The sequence below is a fragment of the Streptomyces sp. NPDC021020 genome, from assembly GCF_044333285.1.
GTDB lineage: Bacteria > Actinomycetota > Actinomycetes > Streptomycetales > Streptomycetaceae > Actinacidiphila.
In genome coordinates, this window is sequence record NZ_JBIRQQ010000011.1 from 280,380 (window position 1) to 296,608 (window position 16,229).

General features: G+C 74.3%; 16 protein-coding genes. 4 read left to right on the forward strand and 12 right to left on the reverse strand.

Features of this window, described 5'->3' with window-relative positions:
- Positions 1–33: 33 nt before the first annotated feature.
- From ung to ACH4SL_RS30330, 5 genes are all read right to left on the reverse strand, one after another.
- A complete protein-coding gene (ung, locus tag ACH4SL_RS30310; RefSeq protein ID WP_398451424.1) occupies positions 34–723 on the reverse strand; it encodes a uracil-DNA glycosylase in 690 nt (229 codons plus the stop codon).
- 132 nt (positions 724–855) lie between these two features.
- Complete coding sequence (locus tag ACH4SL_RS30315; RefSeq protein WP_398451343.1) at positions 856–1,623, reverse strand: SDR family oxidoreductase; 768 nt, start codon at positions 1,621–1,623, stop codon at positions 856–858.
- A gap of 22 nt (positions 1,624–1,645) precedes the next feature.
- Positions 1,646–2,407, reverse strand: coding sequence for a 3-oxoacyl-ACP reductase FabG (gene fabG / locus ACH4SL_RS30320; protein ID WP_398451345.1), 762 nt, complete (start codon positions 2,405–2,407; stop codon positions 1,646–1,648).
- Positions 2,408–2,565: 158 nt separating this feature from the next.
- The gene (locus ACH4SL_RS30325) at positions 2,566–2,949 is read right to left on the reverse strand and encodes a DUF3037 domain-containing protein (protein WP_398451347.1); all 384 of its coding nucleotides are present in this window, start codon (positions 2,947–2,949) and stop codon (positions 2,566–2,568) included.
- The gene (locus tag ACH4SL_RS30330; protein WP_398451349.1) at positions 2,949–3,815 is read right to left on the reverse strand and encodes a HipA family kinase; all 867 of its coding nucleotides are present in this window, start codon (positions 3,813–3,815) and stop codon (positions 2,949–2,951) included. Before ACH4SL_RS30330 ends, ACH4SL_RS30325 begins: the two co-directional genes overlap by 1 nt.
- 194 nt (positions 3,816–4,009) lie before the next feature.
- Here ACH4SL_RS30330 and ACH4SL_RS30335 point away from each other — a divergent pair, with 194 nt between their 5' ends.
- Positions 4,010–4,501, forward strand: coding sequence for a Rieske (2Fe-2S) protein (locus ACH4SL_RS30335; RefSeq protein ID WP_398451351.1), 492 nt, complete (start codon positions 4,010–4,012; stop codon positions 4,499–4,501).
- A 27-nt stretch (positions 4,502–4,528) separates the two neighbouring features.
- Here the strand turns inward: ACH4SL_RS30335 and ACH4SL_RS30340 are convergent, their stop codons facing one another.
- Positions 4,529–5,431, reverse strand: a complete 903-nt coding sequence (locus ACH4SL_RS30340; RefSeq protein WP_398451353.1) for a LysR family transcriptional regulator — start codon at positions 5,429–5,431, stop codon at positions 4,529–4,531.
- A gap of 72 nt (positions 5,432–5,503) precedes the next feature.
- Here ACH4SL_RS30340 and ACH4SL_RS30345 point away from each other — a divergent pair, with 72 nt between their 5' ends.
- On the forward strand, positions 5,504–6,487 hold the full coding sequence (locus ACH4SL_RS30345; RefSeq protein ID WP_398451355.1) for a DMT family transporter: 984 nt from the start codon (positions 5,504–5,506) through the stop codon (positions 6,485–6,487).
- Here ACH4SL_RS30345 and ACH4SL_RS30350 read toward each other — a convergent pair.
- The gene (locus tag ACH4SL_RS30350; RefSeq protein ID WP_398451357.1) at positions 6,478–7,815 is read right to left on the reverse strand and encodes an aminotransferase class I/II-fold pyridoxal phosphate-dependent enzyme; all 1,338 of its coding nucleotides are present in this window, start codon (positions 7,813–7,815) and stop codon (positions 6,478–6,480) included. The genes ACH4SL_RS30345 and ACH4SL_RS30350 overlap by 10 nt on opposite strands.
- Positions 7,816–7,850: 35 nt before the next feature.
- On the opposite strand from ACH4SL_RS30350, the gene ACH4SL_RS30355 reads away from it, so the two are divergent.
- Complete coding sequence (locus ACH4SL_RS30355) at positions 7,851–8,567, forward strand: pyridoxamine 5'-phosphate oxidase family protein (RefSeq protein ID WP_398451359.1); 717 nt, start codon at positions 7,851–7,853, stop codon at positions 8,565–8,567.
- Here the strand turns inward: ACH4SL_RS30355 and ACH4SL_RS30360 are convergent.
- From ACH4SL_RS30360 to ACH4SL_RS30380, 5 genes are all read right to left on the reverse strand, one after another.
- A complete protein-coding gene (locus tag ACH4SL_RS30360; RefSeq protein WP_398451361.1) occupies positions 8,479–9,528 on the reverse strand; it encodes a DMT family transporter in 1,050 nt (349 codons plus the stop codon). The genes ACH4SL_RS30355 and ACH4SL_RS30360 overlap by 89 nt on opposite strands.
- 425 nt (positions 9,529–9,953) lie before the next feature.
- The gene (locus ACH4SL_RS30365; protein WP_398451363.1) at positions 9,954–10,934 is read right to left on the reverse strand and encodes an EamA family transporter; all 981 of its coding nucleotides are present in this window, start codon (positions 10,932–10,934) and stop codon (positions 9,954–9,956) included.
- Between the two features lie 12 nt (positions 10,935–10,946).
- Complete coding sequence (locus ACH4SL_RS30370; RefSeq protein ID WP_398451365.1) at positions 10,947–11,510, reverse strand: Clp protease N-terminal domain-containing protein; 564 nt, start codon at positions 11,508–11,510, stop codon at positions 10,947–10,949.
- Between the two features lie 99 nt (positions 11,511–11,609).
- On the reverse strand, positions 11,610–12,401 hold the full coding sequence (locus ACH4SL_RS30375) for a pyridoxal 5'-phosphate synthase (RefSeq protein WP_398451367.1): 792 nt from the start codon (positions 12,399–12,401) through the stop codon (positions 11,610–11,612).
- Positions 12,402–12,547: 146 nt separating this feature from the next.
- On the reverse strand, positions 12,548–14,833 hold the full coding sequence (locus tag ACH4SL_RS30380; RefSeq protein WP_398451369.1) for a glycoside hydrolase family 3 N-terminal domain-containing protein: 2,286 nt from the start codon (positions 14,831–14,833) through the stop codon (positions 12,548–12,550).
- Between the two features lie 234 nt (positions 14,834–15,067).
- Between ACH4SL_RS30380 and ACH4SL_RS30385 the strand changes: the two genes are divergently transcribed.
- Positions 15,068–16,087 carry a LacI family DNA-binding transcriptional regulator gene (locus tag ACH4SL_RS30385; RefSeq protein ID WP_398451371.1) on the forward strand — a complete coding sequence of 340 codons (1,020 nt, stop codon included), beginning with the start codon at positions 15,068–15,070 and terminating at the stop codon, positions 16,085–16,087.
- Positions 16,088–16,229 lie beyond the last annotated feature (142 nt).

Here is a 16,229-nt window from a genome sequence, read left to right on the forward strand (position 1 = left end):
CCCGGCCCGGTCGGCGGCCGGTCGTGCGGGCCGTCAGCCCGCGGCGACCGCGCTCACGGCGAGGTTCGGGAGGCGCCAGTCGATCGGCTCGTGGCCCTGCGCGGCGACGGCGGCGTCGATCTGCGTGAAGGGGCGGCTACCGAAGAAGAGCTTCGCCGAGAGCGGCGAGGGGTGCGCGCCCTGGATGACGGTGTGCCGCTCGGTGTCGATGAGCGGCAGCTTCTTCTTCGCGTAATTCCCCCACAGCACGAAGACCGCCGGGTCCTGACGGGCGGCGACCGCGCGGATCACCGCGTCGGTGAACTTCTCCCAGCCCCTGCCCTTGTGCGAGTTGGCCTCGCCCTCGCGCACCGTCAGCACCGCGTTGAGCAGCAGCACGCCCTGCTCGGCCCACGGCAGCAGATAGCCGTTGTCCGGCACCGGGTGGCCGAGCTCCTCGTGCATCTCCTTGAAGATGTTGCGCAGCGACGGGGGCGTCCTCACGCCGGGACGGACGGAGAAGCACAGCCCGTGGCCCTGGCCCGCGCCGTGGTAGGGGTCCTGACCGAGGATCAGCACCTTGACGCGGTCGAAGGGCGTCGCCTCCAGCGCGGCGAACACCTCGTCCTCGGGCGGGAAGATGCGGTGCTCCTTCCGCTCGGCCGCCACGAAGTCGCCGAGCTGCTGGAAGTAGGGCTTGTCCGTCTCCTCGCCGAGGACGGATTGCCAGGACTCGGGGAGCATGGTGGGCACGTCGGGAACCTCCGGTACGCGATCAGTTGCTGCGTCAGAACGTACCGGCAGGCACTGACAGTCCGCGCCCCGGCGGGTGGGACGCCCGCCCGGCGGCAGCGGGGCCGCCGGACGGGCCGCAGGTCAGGCGCCCCCGGCGCGCAGGAAGAGCCCGCCGTCGATCACCAGGTTCTGCCCGGTGATCCAGCCGGCCTCGTCGCCGAGCAGGAAGGCCGCGGCGCCGCCGATGTCCTGCGGCATGCCGAGCCGCCCGAGCGGGTAGCCGGCCGCGGCCTCCTCCTCGCGCCCCTCGTAGAGCGCGGCGGCGAACTTCGTCTTGACCACCGCGGGCGTGATCGAGTTGACGCGGACGCCGGGCGCCATCTCGGCGGCGAGCTGCACGGTCAGGTTGACCATCGCGGCCTTGCTGATGCCGTAGGCGCCGATGAAGGGCGAGGGCGCCAGGCCCGCGATCGAGGCGATGTTGAGGATCGCACCGCCGTGGTCCTTCTGCCAGGCCTTCCAGGTCTGCTGCGCGAAGCCGAGCGCGGAGATCACGTTGGTCTCGTAGACCTTGCGCGCGACGCCGAGGTCGAGATCGGCGAGCAGCCCGTAGACAGGGTTGGTGCCGGCGTTGTTGGCCAGGTAGTCGATCCGGCCGAAGGCCTCCATGGCGCGTTCGACGGCCGCGGCCTGGTGCGCCTCGTCGTGGGCCTTGCCGACGACGTAGACGGCACGGTCGGGGCCGAGCCGCTCGACGGCCTCCTTGAGGGTGTCCTCGGTGCGCCCGGTGATGCACACCCGGTCGCCGCGGGCGACGAGCGCCTCGGCGATGGCCAGGCCGATGCCGCGGCTGGCACCGGTGACGAGCGCGGCCTTGCCGGTGTCGGGGGTGGTGGAATTCTGGGTCATGGTGTGTGCGCCCTCCGGGCGGTCAGTCGAGCGGTCCGCCGGCCACGTACAGCACCTGGCCGGAGACGAAGCCGGCGTCGTCGCCGGTGAAGAAGGCGATGGCGTTGGCCACGTCGTCGGGCCGGCCGACGCGCTGGACCGGGATCTGGGACGCGGCGGCGGCCTGGAAGTCCTCGAAGCCCATGCCGACCCGGGCCGCGGTCGCGGCGGTCATGTCGGTGGCGATGAAGCCGGGCGCGACGGCGTTGGCCGTGACGCCGAACTTGCCCAGTTCGATCGCCAGCGTCTTGGTGAAGCCCTGCAGGCCGGCCTTGGCGGCGGAGTAGTTGGCCTGGCCGCGGTTGCCGAGGGCGGAGGACGAGGAGAGGTTGACGATCCGGCCGAAGGCCGCGTCGACCATGTGCTTCTGCACGGTGCGGCTCATCAGGAAGGCGCCGCGCAGGTGGACGCCGAGGACGGTGTCCCAGTCCGCGGCGCTCATCTTGAACAGCAGGTTGTCGCGCAGCACCCCGGCGTTGTTCACCAGCACCGTGGGCGCCCCCAGCTCGGCGGCGACCCGGTCGACGGCGGCCTGCACCTGCGCCTCGTCCGAGACGTCGGCGCCCACCGCGAGGGCCCGGCCGCCGGCCGCCGTGATCGTCTCGACGGTGTCCTTGCAGGCGCTCTCGTCGAGGTCGAGTACGGCGACGGCGCGGCCCTCCGCCGCCAGCCGGACCGCCGTGGCGGCGCCGATACCGCGGGCGGCGCCGGTGACGATCGCGACGCGCTGCTCGGTGCTGGACATCTGTTCTCCTCAGCCCTTGGCGCGGCCGCCGGCGCGTGACCACGCATGAGCGACCGCTTAGTAGGTTCCGATGCCGAAACCGTAGGAGGACAGTGACCCAGTGTCAACGCCACCACGGCCGATGTGGCTCAGCGCACCGGAAGCGCGGTGCGGCGGCGTCAGCGGACCAGCAGCGCGAGCAGCCGGTCGGCCTCGCCCGCCGGGTCGGCGGTGAGCCCGGTGTGGATGGGCCCGGGCTGGACGACGGTGCTGCGCGGCGCCGTCAGCCAGCGGAAGCGCCGGCCCGCGTCGTCGCCGCCCGCCTGGCCCGCATCCTCGCCGCCCGCGCACACGTCCTGGTAGCCGCGCAGCGCGGCCCTGACCCCGGCCACGTCGACGCCCGCGTCCAGGCACCGCAGCCGCGTCTCGTCCAGGTGCACCCGCGCGCCCACGAAGGACTTCGCCCGGCAGTAGACCAGCACCCCGGCGTTGATCATCTCGCCGCGCTCGATCCGCGGCACCACGCGCACCAGCGCGTACTCGAACACGTCCCGCCCGCCCATCAGACGTGCCTCTCCTCGTTCTCGCGGCCGTCCTCCGCCGTGGCGGCCTCGGCGTTCCTGCCCTCGACCCAGGTGCGCAGCCACTCCGGCGGGGGCTGCCGCTCGCGCTGCCGCGGCGCCAGGGTGATGCGCTCGTGGATGCCGGGCGCGCGGGCGGCGAGCAGGTCGACGTACGCGCGGCGTACGTCGTCGGGCCCGGCGAAGCCCGGCTCGTCGGCCAGCCACTCGTCCGGGACGAGCGCGGTGACCTCGGTGAGCAGGGCGGGGGTGACCAGCGGGGCGAGTTCGGCCGCCGCGGCCGCGGGGTCGGGCGAGAAGCGGGACAGCGCGTGGTCGGAGGCGTCGTAGGGCTTGGCGGCCGAGGCCTCGGCGCTCTTCCAGCTGTGGTGCCAAATGAGCGAGGCGCCGTGGTCGATGAGCCACAGGTTGCGGTGCCAGACCAGCAGGTTGGGGTTGCGCCAGGAGCGGTCGACGTTGCCGATCAGCGCGTCGAACCAGACGACGCGGCCCGCCTCGGCCGGCTCGACACCGAAGGCCAGCGGGTCGAAGCCGAGCGAGCCGGGCAGAAAGTCCATGCCGAGGTTGAGCCCGCCGCTCGCCCTGAGCAGGTCCTGGATCTCCTGGTCGGGCTCGCCGAGGCCGATCACCGGGTCGAAGTCGAAGCGGACCAGCTCCGGCACCCGCAGGCCCAGCCTGCGGCCCAGCTCGCCCGCGATCACCTCGGCGACCAGCGCCTTGCGGCCCTGCGCGGCGCCGCTGAACTTGACCACGTACGTGCCGAGGTCGTCGGCCTCCACCACCCCGGGCACCGATCCGCCCTCGCGCAGCGGCGTCACATAGCGGATGCCCGTCACTTCTCTCAGCATTGCCCCAGGCTATCGGGGCCGCGCGGGCGCCCCGCGGGCCGTGGCGGATGTCACCGATGTGGTGAACGGCGAAACCGGCACGCGTGTCGTTGAACGGATGACCGTGATCGCCCGTATCAACGGTCACGCGTGGACAGCACGCCGCCGGACGGCCCCGCCGCCGCCCGGTCCGACCAGCGGACAGGAACCAGCTCATGCCCGAAACGCCCGGACTCCCCCTGACCCCGACCCGCCGTGCCGTCGTGGCGGCAGCCGGTGGCGCGGGGCTCGCCGCCGTACTGACCGCGTGCGGTTCGGATGCGGACTCGGGCTCGGCGTCCGACGCCCCGGCCTCGGACGGCTCGGGCGGCGGCTCGGCCGCCGCCTCGTCACCGGCCGACAGCGGTTCGGGCGGCGGGGGCGACGTGCTGGCCAAAACGTCGGACATCCCGGTGGGCGGCGGCAAGGTCTTCGCCGACCAGAAAGTGGTCGTCACCCAGCCGACCGCAGGCCAGTTCAAGGGCTTCTCCGCGGTGTGCACCCACCAGGGCTGCACGGTCATCGATGTGTCCGGCGGCACGATCAACTGCCCTTGCCACGGCAGCAAGTTCAAGGTCGAGGACGGGTCGGTGGCGCACGGCCCGGCCACCTCGCCGCTGCCCGCGAAGGCGGTCGCCGTCTCCGGGGACGGCATCACGCTGGCCTGACCCGGCCGCCGGTGCGGGCCCGGTGCCTCAGCCCAGCGCGCCCGCCGCTGCCCCCAGCGCGTCCACCGCCGCCCGAATCGCCGGGCGGCGGTCGGCGTCCGCGCGCCAGACGGCGTAGATGTGCCGCCGCATGGTGTGCCGCACCGGCACCACCCGCACCCCCTCCGGCATCGGGTCGCGGCCGAGCCGCGGGATGACGGCGACCCCCAGCCCTGCGGCGACCAGCGCGAGCACCGTCGCGTGCTCCTCCGCGTGGTGCGCGATCCGCGGCTCGACGCCCTTGCCGCGCAGCGTGAACAGCAGCCACTCGTGGCAGAAGCCGCCGTCCGGCCAGGCGATCCAGTCGTCGTCTGCCAGCTCGCCGAGGTCGATCTCCGCACGGTCCTCCAGCCGGTGCCCGGCCGGCAGCGCGATGTCCACGAAGTCGTCGAACAGCGGCGCCTTGGCCAGGCCCCCGGGCAGCGACAGCGGCTTGTTGTACCAGTCCAGGACGACCGCGAGGTCGATGTCGCCGCGGGTGAGCCGCGCCAGCGAGTCGTGCGGCTCCAGCTCGTGCACGGTCGGGCGCAGCTGCGGGTGGGCGGCGCGCAGCGCCCGCAGCGCGGCGGGGAAGAGCCCGCGGACAGCGGTCGGGAAGGCGCCCGCGGTCAGGTCGCCGACCGCGGCGCCGCGGTGCGCCTCCAGGTCGGAGTGCGCCAGCTCGACGAGCGACAGGATCCGCTCGGCGTGCCCGGACAGCAGCCGTCCGGCGTCGGTGAGCCGCACCCCGCGGCCGCTGCGGGTCAGCAGCGTCTGGCCGGTCTCCCGCTCCAGCTTGGCCATCTGCTGGGAGACGGCCGAGGTCGTCACGCCCAGTACGTCGGCGGCGGCGCTCACCGAGCCGTAGGTGTCGATCGCGTGCAGGATGCGCAGACGTTCCAGACTCAACATGTAAGAGATTCTACGCGGACGATGTACGAATACTCGCTTGTTCTACGAGGTCGGGCCCGTCATCGTGAGGTCATGACCGCACCCGCCCAGAGCCGCCCCGCCACCGCTCCCGCCGTCCGCGTCGCTCCCGCCACCCCCGCCGCCCCCGCCACTCCGGCCCGCCGGCCCCTACTGGACTGGCGGCTGCGCTTCGCCGCGCTCGGCCTGGTGTGGGGCTTCAGCTTCCTGTTCATGAAGGTCGGCAACGAGGCCTTCGCGCCGCTCCAGGTGACGCTGGGGCGGATGGTCTTCGGTACGGCGGTGCTCGCCGCCGCCGTGGCCGTCCGGCGCGACCGGCTGCCGCGCTCGCCGCGCGTCTGGCTGCATCTGTTCGTGGCCGCCTTCCTGCTCAACTCGCTGCCCTTCACGCTCTTCGCCACCGCGGAGCAGACGATCCCGTCGATGCTGGCCGGGATATGCAACGCGGCGACACCGCTGTTCTCGATGCTGGTGTCGCTGGTCGCGCTGTCCGAGGACCGGCCCTCGCGCGAGCGCTTCGTGGGTGTGGGCGTCGGCTTCGTCGGGGTGCTCACCGTGCTCGGCGCATGGCAGGGCTTCTCCGGGCAGGACCCGAAGGGCACGCTGATGGCGCTGACCGCGGCGGTCAGCTACGCGGTGGGCTGGGCGTACGTCCGGCGGACCCTGACCGGCACCGGCGGTTCGCACCTGGCGGTGTCCGCGAGCCAGCTGCTGGTCGGCACGCTGCAACTGCTCGTCGTCACGCCCTTCTTCACCTCCGTGCCGGACAGCTGGCCGGCGAAGTCGGTGCTGTCCGTGCTCGCGCTCGGGGCGCTCGGCACGGGCGTGGCCTTCCTGATCCAGTACGGGCTGGTCGCCGAGAAGGGCCCGACGATCGGGGCGATGGTGACGTACCTGATCCCCATCGTCGCGACCGCGGCGGGTGTGCTGCTGCTCGGCGAGGCGCTGCACTGGAACGAGCCGGTCGGCGCCGTCGTCATCCTGGCCGGGGCCGCCCTCACCCAGCGCCGCCCCGGCCGCTCCCGCCGTCAGCCGTAGCGGACCTGGCCTGCCGCGGGGTCGCGCAGCACCGCCGCGACGGCGTCGGCCAGCGGCTCGACATCCTCCGGCGTCATCGTCGAGACGGTCAGCCGGACCGCGGGCGCCGAGCGCACCCGGAAGCGGGCGCCGGGCGTCGCGGCCCAGCCGCGCTGGAGCAGTCCGGCCACCGCGCCGGTCTCGTCGCTGACCGGCACCCAGACGTTCATCCCGCTGCGCCCGTGGGCGGCCACCCCGCGCTCGGCCAGGGCCCGTACCAGCGCGTCGCGCCGCCGCCCGTACGAGGCGGCGACCGCGGCAGGGTCGACGGCGCCCTCCTGCCACAGGTGGACGACCGTGCGCTGGAGCAGGTGGCTGACCCAACCCGCGCCGAGCCGGTGCCGGCCGCGGACCCGGTCGACGGTGGTGGGGTCGCCGGTGTAGAGCGCGAGCCGCAGGTCGGGGCCGTACGCCTTGGCGACGGAGCGGATCAGCGCCCAGTGGTCGGTGACGCCTGACAGGCTGTGCAGCGGCAGGTCGACGGCGCCGTGGATGTGGTCGTCGTCGATCACCAGCACCTCGCGGTGCCCGGCCAGCAGGGCGCGCAGTTCGGCGGCGCGGGCGGCGGAGACGGCGGCGCCGGTGGGATTCTGCCCGCGGGCGGTCGCGATCAGGGCGCGGGCGCCACCGCGCACCGCGCGGGCCACGTCGGCGGTGACCGGCCCCTCGTCGTCCACCGCGACCGGCACCGTCCGCAGGCCCAGTGCCGGGACGAGGTCCAGCAGGCTGCCCCAGCCCGGGTCCTCGACGGCCACCGCGTCACCCGGGCGCAGATACGCCGTCAGCACCCGCTCCATCGCGTCGAGCGACCCCGAGCTGAGGCCGATCGGCCCGTCGGGCACCCCGTCGGCGTCCAGCGCGGAACGGGCCATCCGCGCGAGGTCGGCGTCCACGGGCGGGCCGCCGTAGAGCACCGGGTGCAGCGCGTGGTCGGCGGCGGCCGCGGCGAGCGCGTCCCCGAGCGGCGGGAGCAGGGCGGCGTCCGGATTGCCCTTGGACACGTCGCGGACGCCCGCGGGCACCTCGATACGGATCTGGTCACGCGGCGTGGTCGCGGGCCGCGCGCGCACCCGGCTGCCGCGGCGCCCCGCGGTCTCGATGACGCCGCGGTCGCGCAGCAGCCGGTAGGCGGCAGCCACCGTGTTGGAGTTGACCCCCAGTTCGGCGGCCAGCTCCCGCAGCGGCGGCAGGGCGTCGCCGGGGCGCAGCGCACCGCCGCCGACCGCCCGCTCGATGTCGGCGGCAATACCCGATGCGCCGCGACCAGTGATTCTGTACTCTCCTAGCACAAAGCCCATTATGCACTAGTGCAAAGGATCGCGCCATGCCGACCCCGACGGCCGACACCCCCGCCGACCCCTCCGCCGGCGAGCCCGCCGAGCAGCTCGGCACGTACGCCGCCACCGACCGCACCGTCCCTACCCGTTCCCGGGAGCGGGCCGCCTACGACCGCGCGACCGTGCACGCGATCCTCGACGAGGGGTACGTCTGCCACCTCGGCTTCGTGCGGGACGGCGCGCCCGTGGTGCTGCCGACGCTGTACGCCCGCAGCGGCGAGCGGCTGTACGTGCACGGGTCCACCGGTTCCCGCCCGCTGCGGGGCGCGGCCGGCGGCGGCATCCCGGTCTGCCTCACCGTGACGCACGTGGACGGCCTGGTGCTCGCCAAGTCCGCCTTCCACCACTCCCTCAACTACCGCTCGGTGGTGGTGCACGGCACGGCGTACGACGTCACCGACCCGGACGAGCGGGCCGCCGCGCTGGACGCGATCGTGGACCAGGCGGTGCCCGGCCGCTCCGCCGACACCCGGCGGCCCCACGCGAAGGAGCTCGCGGCGACCGCGGTGATACGCCTCGACCTCGGCGAGGTCTCGGCCAAGACGCGCACCGGCGGGCCCAACGAGGAGCCCGAGGACCTCGGGCTCCCCTACTGGTCGGGCGTGGTCCCGGTCGCTACCGCGTACGGCGCCCCCGAACCGGCGCAGCTGCCGGGCCAGGCAGGGCCCCCGCTGCCGGAGTATCTGCCGCCGGTGCGGCGCTGACCGCCGCTCCCCCGGCCACCGTTGCCGCCTGCCGCGGCAGGCGGCGCGCCGCGCGCGCCTCGTCCCCCGCCAGCGCGGCGACCGCGCCCAGCAGGCACAGCCCGCCCAGCACGGTCGTCCCGGTCAGCCGCTCGCCGAACAGCGTGACGGCGAGGACCGTCGCCGACAGCGGCTCGATGAGCGCGATCACCGACACCGTCGCGGCGCGCAGCACCGCGGCGCCCGCGAAGTACAGCCCGTACGCGAGAGCGGTCGGCACCGAGGCGAGGTAGCCGAGGAGCAGCAGGGTGCGCCCGAGGTGCGCCGCGTGCGGCAGCGGGCCCTCGGCCCAGGCCGCCGGGAGCATCAGGACGGCGCACAGCCCGAACGCCCACATCGACGTGTCGAACGGGTCGCCCGCCTCGCCCCGGCGGCCCCACCAGCGGGTCAGCACGGTGATCGCCGCGTAGCCCGCCGCGGACAGCACCGCGAGCGCGACGCCCGCGGGGCGTACGGAGGCACCACCGCCGCCCAGCACCAGCACGGCGAGCCCGCCGAGGGCGCCCGCCACCGCCAGGGCGCCGCCGCGGCCCAGCCGCTCGCCCAGCGCCGGCCGCGCGGCCAGCGCGATCAGCACCGGGCCGGAGCCGAGCGTGACGACGGTCGCGACCGCCAGGCCCGTGGACTGCACGGCGCAGAAGTACCCGGCCTGGAAGACCGTCAGCCCGACGCCCGTCGCCAGTACCCGGCCCACCGCCGTCCCGCCCCGCGCCGGACGGCGCACCAGCCGCACCCCGAGCAGCAGCACGAAGCCGCCGGCGGCGCGCCAGAACGTGAGGGCCAGCGGCCCGAGCCCGCTGCGGCCGTACAGCGCGGCCGCGACGGCCCCGGCCGTCCCCCAGCCGGTGGCGGCGACGACGACGTAGATCAGGCCCCGGGTGGCCGGGGCGGAGGCATGCCTCAAGAAGTGCCTGAAGGACACGGATTTCTCCCGCGAAAGGATGGGTGGTCGGATCACTCGTCCTTGCGCGCGGGCAGCACAAACCGCTCCGGCGCTCGCGCCGGACCGTGTCTACGTCCTCAGACCCCTCCGCTGCCCGCGCTTACGCCACGGGCGGCGGGAGAACAGTTTTGTGCATGCGGTCACTCTAGCCCTGCGGGTCTTCGCCCCGAGCGGCCCCGGAAGGTGCTTTGCGCGACCGTCCGCGCGTAGGGGCTGGCCGCGCAGTTCCCCGCGCCCCTGGTTGTCGCCCTCGCGCGGCATATGCACGCCCCTGGCGGGGCCGGATCTCGCGCGCGGGTGAGCGTTTTTGGGGGCGCGGGGAACTGCGCGCGCAACCCACCACCGGGGGAAGGTCGCGTAAAGCACCACACGGGGCAGCCCGGGGCGCCCCCCCCCGGGAGCGCTCAGCGCAGAAGCTCGGGGGCCGCGGGGCGGGCCGCGGGGGGCGGCTCAAGGGCGTCGGCGAGCCCCCCGGCGGGGCGGGCGGCGGAGGTCTGGGCCACGAACGCCCCCGCCAGCACAAGCGCGCCGCCGGCGATTTGCGCGGGCCCGAGGTGCTCGTCGATGAGCACCCATGCGAGGACCGTGGCGACGACCGCCTCCAGGACGCCCACGACGGCGGCAACCTGCGGGCTGAGCGTGCGGACGGAGGTGACCCCGGCGAGGTAGGCGACCACCGTCGACACCAGGCCGATCCAGCCGACGAGCAGCACCGCGGGGACGTCGCGGTCGCCGAGCGCGGCCTGGTGCCCGAGCACCGACCACTGCATGGTCCAGGGGTGCGCGACGAGCGTGAGAGCGGCTGTCCCGACGAGCAGGCCGTGCGCGATCACGGCCACCGGCTCGGGCGCGTCATCCCCGTCCGTCCCATGGTCGGCGAGCACGAAATACGCCACCTGGCAGCACGCGGCCCCGAACGCGTAGAGCAGCCCGAGCGCGTCGAAGGCGAGGCCGGACCAGATCTCGACGACGCACGTCATGCCGCCGGTCGCCAGCACGACGCCGACCGCGGCCGCGCGTGTGACCGGGCGGCGCTGCACGAGCCGGATCCAGCCCAGCAGCAGCGCGGGGCCGAGGAATTCGACGAGGATGGCGACGCCCACGGGTATGCGGGCTATGGCCACGAAGTAGAGCGCCTGGCAGCCGACGATGCCGAGCAGTCCGAAACCGGCGATCAGGGCGGGCCGTTGGCGCGGCAGCGTGCGGAAGCGCAGGGCGACGGGCGCCAGCACCAGCGCGGCGACCACCACCCGCATCCACACCACCTGGAGCGGGTCGAGCCCGAGGTCGATCAGCGGTTTGGCCGCCACCCCGGATCCGCCGAACGCGCACGCCGACAGCACGGCAAGCCCAAGTCCCCTGCTCCTCACACCGGATCCGCGCATCCGGCCATCATGTCAGCCGCCGACAGGACCGTCATCCTCGCAATCCCTGACACCGCGCTGCCCCGGAAGGGGCGTTTCGTGCAGCTCGTCCGGGTCCAGCCCGGCGGCGCGCAGGACGTCGGCGGCCCGGCACTCCGGGTCGGCGGTGAGGGCGTGCAGCAGGTCGATGCCGTCGGCCTCCTCCCTCCCGCGCAGGCGCGCCAGTTCCGCGGCGCCGCGCAGGGCGGCCGCGGCGGCGGGGCTCCAGCCGGGGGCGGTCAGGGTGAGGGTGGGTATCTCGCCGGAGTCCTCCACCGAGCCGCGCCAGCGCAGCCCGTAGCCGATGCTGCGCTGGACGAGGTAGCCGAGCACCTGTGCGGACCGGCCGGGCGGCGCGTCGCAGGCGGCGCGGGCGTGCGGGTCGTGCTCCAGCAGGGAGTGCAGCAGGTGGGCGGTGTCGGCCTGCGCGTCGCCGTCCCGGACCGCACGGCGGCGGGCGTCGGCGATCACGGCGCGCACCCCGGGCGTGAGGTGGGCGTCGTCGGCGGGACGGGCCGGCTCCTGCCACGGCCCCTGGTCGCTGTACACACCCCCCATCCCAGCAGGCCGCCCGTGCCCGGCGCATCGGCTCAGCGGTCCATTCCGTATCCGTCCGGGGAGGGGGGCACCCGGCGCGCCCTCCTCCCCGGGGATGAGTCATGGCCACAGCAAGGTGCGGGCCCAGCCGCCTTCCGCCCGGGTCTGCCGGGTGTAGCGCAGCCGCCGGTGGACGTGGTCCGGGTCGGCCTGGAAAAACTCGGCCTCGTCGGCGCGCAGCCGGTAGACGGTGTGCCACTCGGGCACCCGGTCGGGCTCCGCGGAGACCAGCGCCTCGGCGGCGAGCCTCTCGCGCGCGTATTCCTCCGGGCTCGCGAGCGGCGCGCTGATGGTGCCGGTGAAGGCGGCGGCGCGGGAGCCGGGGCCGCGGCCGAGGAAGTCCCGCCAGGCCGCCTCGGCGCCGAGCGCCGTCACCGGCCCGGTCAGCCGGATCTGCCGGCCGTGCGCGGGCCAGTAGAAGGTCGCGGCGGCGACGGGGTTGGCGGCGAGGTCGCGGCCCTTGCCGCTGCGGGCGTCACCGGTGAAGAGGACGGCGCAGTCGGCGGAGTCCACCCCGCGCAGCATCAGCACCCGCGCGCTCGGCGTGCCGTCGGGTGCGGCGGTGCTCAGCGTCATGACGTGGGGTTCGGTCAGCCCGTCGGCGAGGGCCCGGTCCAGCCACCCGGCGAGCAGCGGGCCCGGCGCGGCGGGCGCCCGCTCCGGGTCGAAGCGCGGCAGCGGCCCCGCGAGCACCGGCGCGGCCCTGATCCGCGCCAGCAGCTGCCGGTCCGCCTCCGCCGGCTCCGGGTCCGGAGCCGTATCCCGGGAGTTCTCCGCCGCCGGGTCTGCGGCGGCCGGGTCCGGGCCCGTACCCCCGGAGTTCTCCGCCGCCGGCTCCTCGCCGTCCCTCATCCGCCGCCTCCTGCCTCCGTCGGGCACGCTGCGGGCACCCGTACCCGCCCAGCCTCGCAGGCGTGCCCCGGCCCGGGGCGGGCGGCACGGCGGGCCGCCCGCGGGGAAAGCCCCCGTTGACGGCCCGCCGCACCGGTGCGCGGACGTCAGCGCACGGTCACCGTGGTGGTCACGCTGCCCGCGGTGAAGACGTACGCGCCGGGCGCCACCTGCTGCGGGCCCGAGCCGTCGATGTCGCCCTGGGTCACCGCGAGCCGGTTCGGCGGCACCTTGAGGGTGACCGTCGTGCTCCGGCCCGCCGCGAGGTGGACGCGGGTGAAGGCGACGAGCTTGGTGGGCGGTGCGAGGACGTCACTGGTCGGCTGGGAGACGTAGACCGGCACGACGAGGTCGCCCGCGCGGTCACCGGTGTTGGACACGCCGACCTTGAGGCTGATGGTGTCGCGGGTGCGGGCGGTCGCGGAGCCGGCCTTGAGCGTGTCGAAGGAGTAGCTGGTGTAGGACAGGCCCGCGCCGAAGCGGTAGGCCGCGTCGTAGGAGGATTCCGGCCCGGCGTTGGTGCCGGGGAGCTGCTGGTAGTACAGCGGCTCGTTGCCGATGTCCTTGGGCCAGGACGCGCTGAGCCGCCCGCTCGGGTTGACCTTGCCGAACAGCACGTCGGCGACCGCGTGGCCGCCTTCGCTGCCGGGCAGCCAGGACATCAGCAGGCCCTGCGTGCCGTCGGCGTCGCCGAGCACCAGCGGGCGGCCGGCCAGTACGACGGTGACGACCGGCTTGCCGGTCGCCTTGAGCGACTTGACCAGCGCCTGCTGGTCGGCGCTCAGTTCGGGGCGCGGGGAGTCGGCGCTGCCCTCGGCGGCGGCCTTCTCGCCGACCACGACGACGGTCAGGTCGGCGTCCTTCGCCTGCGCCACCGCGTCGTCCGCGGAGGTCGCGCGGACCACCGACGTACCCGACGGCGCGGCCTCCTTGATCCCTTCCAGCACGGTGGTGCCGGGCAGCGTCACCCCGTCGGGCACACCCTGCCAGCCCACGGTCCAGCCTCCGGCCTGGTCGTTGATGTCGTCGGCGTAGGAGCCGGCCACCACGATCTTCTTCGCGCCGGAGGAGATCGGCAGCACACCGCCCTCGTTGCGCAGCAGGACCTGCGACTCGTCGGCGGCCTGCCGGGCGAGCGCGGTGTCGGCGCCGATGACGCGCGAGTCGGCCTTCGAGGCGTCCACGTAGGGGTGCTCGAAGAGTCCGAGCCGGAATTTCATGGTGAGGATGCGCGTCACGGACTCGTCGATGCGCTTGGTGGAGACCAGGTGGCGTTGGACGGCGGTCCTGAGCGCGGCGGTGAAGCCCTGCGCGTCGTAGGGCTCCATCGCCATGTCCAGGCCGGCGTTGACGGCCTTGGCGACGGCCGCCGGGTAGTCGGCGGCGACGTGGTAGCTGGTCTGGAGCGCGCTGACGTCCGCCCAGTCGCTGACCACGACCCCCTTGAAGCCGAACTGCTTGCGCAGCACATCGGTGAGCAGGTAATGCGAGCCGGTGGCCGGGATGCCGTTGATGGCGCCGGAGTTGACCATCACCGACATCGCACCGGCGTCGATGGCCTGCTTGTAGGAGGGCAGCAGGGTGTCCTGGAGGTAGCGCAGGGAGACGTCACCGGGGACGCGGTCGTGGCCGTTGCCCGGTTCGCCGTAGCCCGCGAAGTGCTTGACGGTCGCGGCGACCTTCTTGGCGCCGTCGGCGCCCTGGATGCCGGAGACCGCGGCGGCCGCGAGCGTGCCGGACAGCAGCGGGTCCTCGCCGTACGTCTCGTAGTAGCGGCCCCAGCGCTGGTCGCGGGCGATGTCGGCGACCGGGGCGAAATTCCAGTCGATGCCGGTCGCGGCGACGGCCTTGGCGGTGGCCGCGCCCGCGTCGCCCACGACGGCCGGGTCCCAGGTGGAGCCGAGGCCGATCTCCTGCGGGAAGATCGTCGCGCCCAGCACGTTGTTGTGTCCGTGCACGGCGTCGACGCCGTAGATGACGGGGATGTGCAGGCGGGTGTTCTCGACCGCGTACTTCTGCACCGCGTTGACCATCGCGGCCCAGTTGGACGGGGTGTTGACCGCCGGTCCCGCGCCGCCGCCCGAAAGAACCGACCCGGCGGCATTGTCGACCAGGACGTTCTTCATGCACGATTCAGTGAAGGCGCCGCCGCTCCATTCGCAGTCGCCCTGCATGCGCACCACGGAGATCTGGTCCATCTGGCCGATCTTCTCGTCGAGCGTCATGCGTTTGAGCAGGTCCTTGACCCGTACGTCGACAGGGGCGTTGGCGTTGGTGTAGGTGGGATTGTCGCCGGCCTGGGCCGGTACGGAGGCCACCGCCGCCACGCAGGCGGCCGCGGTGGCCAGTGTCAGAAGGGTTCTTGTGCGCAGTCGTCGAGCGTTCGTTGGCATCGCAGGCGTCCCGTTCCTGTTGGGGATCCCCGGGGTTTCCGGGGCCGACCGTGCCGTAAACGTTTCCGATCGGCGGGAAGTCTGTCCTCGCCCCGACTGATCGTCAAGACTGTGTGCAGCACGCTTTTCGCCGCGTTTTCATGTCGTTCTCATATGTCCGTCCCTGTCCCGCCCCTGTCCCGCACATCCCGCCCAGCACATCCGCCAATTCCTTTCGCGCAGAACGGGTCCGCCGTGAACATCCGTGAACTCGCCCGCCGCAGCGGGGTGTCGACCGCCACCGTCTCCCGCGCCCTGAACGACAGGGCCGAGGTGAGCGAGGCCACCCGCGCCAAGATCCGCGCGCTCGCGAGCGAGCTGGGCTACGCCCCCAACGAGCCCGCCCGCACCCTCGTACGGCGCCGCTCGGACACCGTCGGCCTGGTGTGGGACAGCGGCCAGGAGGCGATAGGCCTGCACAACCCGTATCTGCTGGGGCTGCTGAGCGCGGTGCGCACCGCGCTGTCCGAGGCGGACTACCACCTGATGCTGCTCACCACACCGGGCGCCGAGGACCAGGAGACCGCGCATCTGCAGGCCGTGCGGCGGCACAACCTGGAGGGCGTGATCGTGCTGACCACGCCGCCGGACGACCGCTGCCTGCGGGCGCTCGCCGATTCCGGGGTGCCCTGCGCGGGCATCGACACCGCCTTCACCGGGCCGCGTACGGTACGGGTCAGCTCCGACAACGCGGCGGGCGCGGAGGCGGCCGTCCAGCACCTGTACGACCTGGGGCACCGGCGGATCGCCACCGTCACCGGTCCGCTGCACCTGCCGCCGGCCGCCGAACGCCTCGCGGGCTACCGGCGGGCCTGCGCCCGGCTGGGTTTGAGCGTGCCGCCGGAGTACGTGACCGAGGGCGACTTCTTCCTGGCCAGCGGGCAGAGCGCGGGCAAGCGGCTGCTGGCGCTGCCGGACCGGCCCACCGCCGTCTTCGCCGCCGGCGACCAGATGGCGATCGGCGCGATGCACGCGGCGGCCGACGAGGGCCTCTCGGTGCCGCGCGACCTGGCCGTGGTCGGCTTCGACGACATCGACGCGGCCTCGCTGGTGCGCCCCGCGCTGAGCACGGTCGCCCAGGACCAGCGCGGTCTGGGCGAGGCCGCGGTCGCGGCGCTGCGCGGGCTGATCGACGCGGCCCCGGTGGAGCCGGTGCAGCCGCGCATCATCCAGACCCGGCTGGTGGTCCGCGGGTCGAGCCGCTCGGGCGTCTGACCGGGGCGCGAAACAACGCCCGGACAGCAGCGCAGGCCCCCGGGGGACGAACCCCCCGGGGGCCTGCGCTCCCCCGTTCCCGGCCGCCGGCCGGCGGCTCACGAAGCCGGGCCGGTGTCCTTGCGGAAGCTGCCGCCGGCCG

Excerpts from the sequence above, each read along its gene's own strand:
- ung (WP_398451424.1), bottom strand. The coding sequence starts at position 723 with ATGCTCCCCGAGTCCTGGCAATCCGTCCTCGGCGAGGAGACGGACAAG.
- ACH4SL_RS30315 (WP_398451343.1), bottom strand. The coding sequence starts at position 1,623 with ATGACCCAGAATTCCACCACCCCCGACACCGGCAAGGCCGCGCTCGTC.
- fabG (WP_398451345.1), bottom strand. The coding sequence starts at position 2,407 with ATGTCCAGCACCGAGCAGCGCGTCGCGATCGTCACCGGCGCCGCCCGC.
- ACH4SL_RS30325 (WP_398451347.1), bottom strand. The coding sequence starts at position 2,949 with ATGGGCGGGCGGGACGTGTTCGAGTACGCGCTGGTGCGCGTGGTGCCG.
- ACH4SL_RS30330 (WP_398451349.1), bottom strand. The coding sequence starts at position 3,815 with ATGCTGAGAGAAGTGACGGGCATCCGCTATGTGACGCCGCTGCGCGAG.
- ACH4SL_RS30335 (WP_398451351.1), top strand. The coding sequence starts at position 4,010 with ATGCCCGAAACGCCCGGACTCCCCCTGACCCCGACCCGCCGTGCCGTC.
- ACH4SL_RS30340 (WP_398451353.1), bottom strand. The coding sequence starts at position 5,431 with ATGTTGAGTCTGGAACGTCTGCGCATCCTGCACGCGATCGACACCTAC.
- ACH4SL_RS30345 (WP_398451355.1), top strand. The coding sequence starts at position 5,504 with ATGACCGCACCCGCCCAGAGCCGCCCCGCCACCGCTCCCGCCGTCCGC.
- ACH4SL_RS30355 (WP_398451359.1), top strand. The coding sequence starts at position 7,851 with ATGCCGACCCCGACGGCCGACACCCCCGCCGACCCCTCCGCCGGCGAG.
- ACH4SL_RS30365 (WP_398451363.1), bottom strand. The coding sequence starts at position 10,934 with ATGCGCGGATCCGGTGTGAGGAGCAGGGGACTTGGGCTTGCCGTGCTG.
- ACH4SL_RS30370 (WP_398451365.1), bottom strand. The coding sequence starts at position 11,510 with ATGGGGGGTGTGTACAGCGACCAGGGGCCGTGGCAGGAGCCGGCCCGT.
- ACH4SL_RS30375 (WP_398451367.1), bottom strand. The coding sequence starts at position 12,401 with ATGAGGGACGGCGAGGAGCCGGCGGCGGAGAACTCCGGGGGTACGGGC.
- ACH4SL_RS30380 (WP_398451369.1), bottom strand. The coding sequence starts at position 14,833 with ATGCCAACGAACGCTCGACGACTGCGCACAAGAACCCTTCTGACACTG.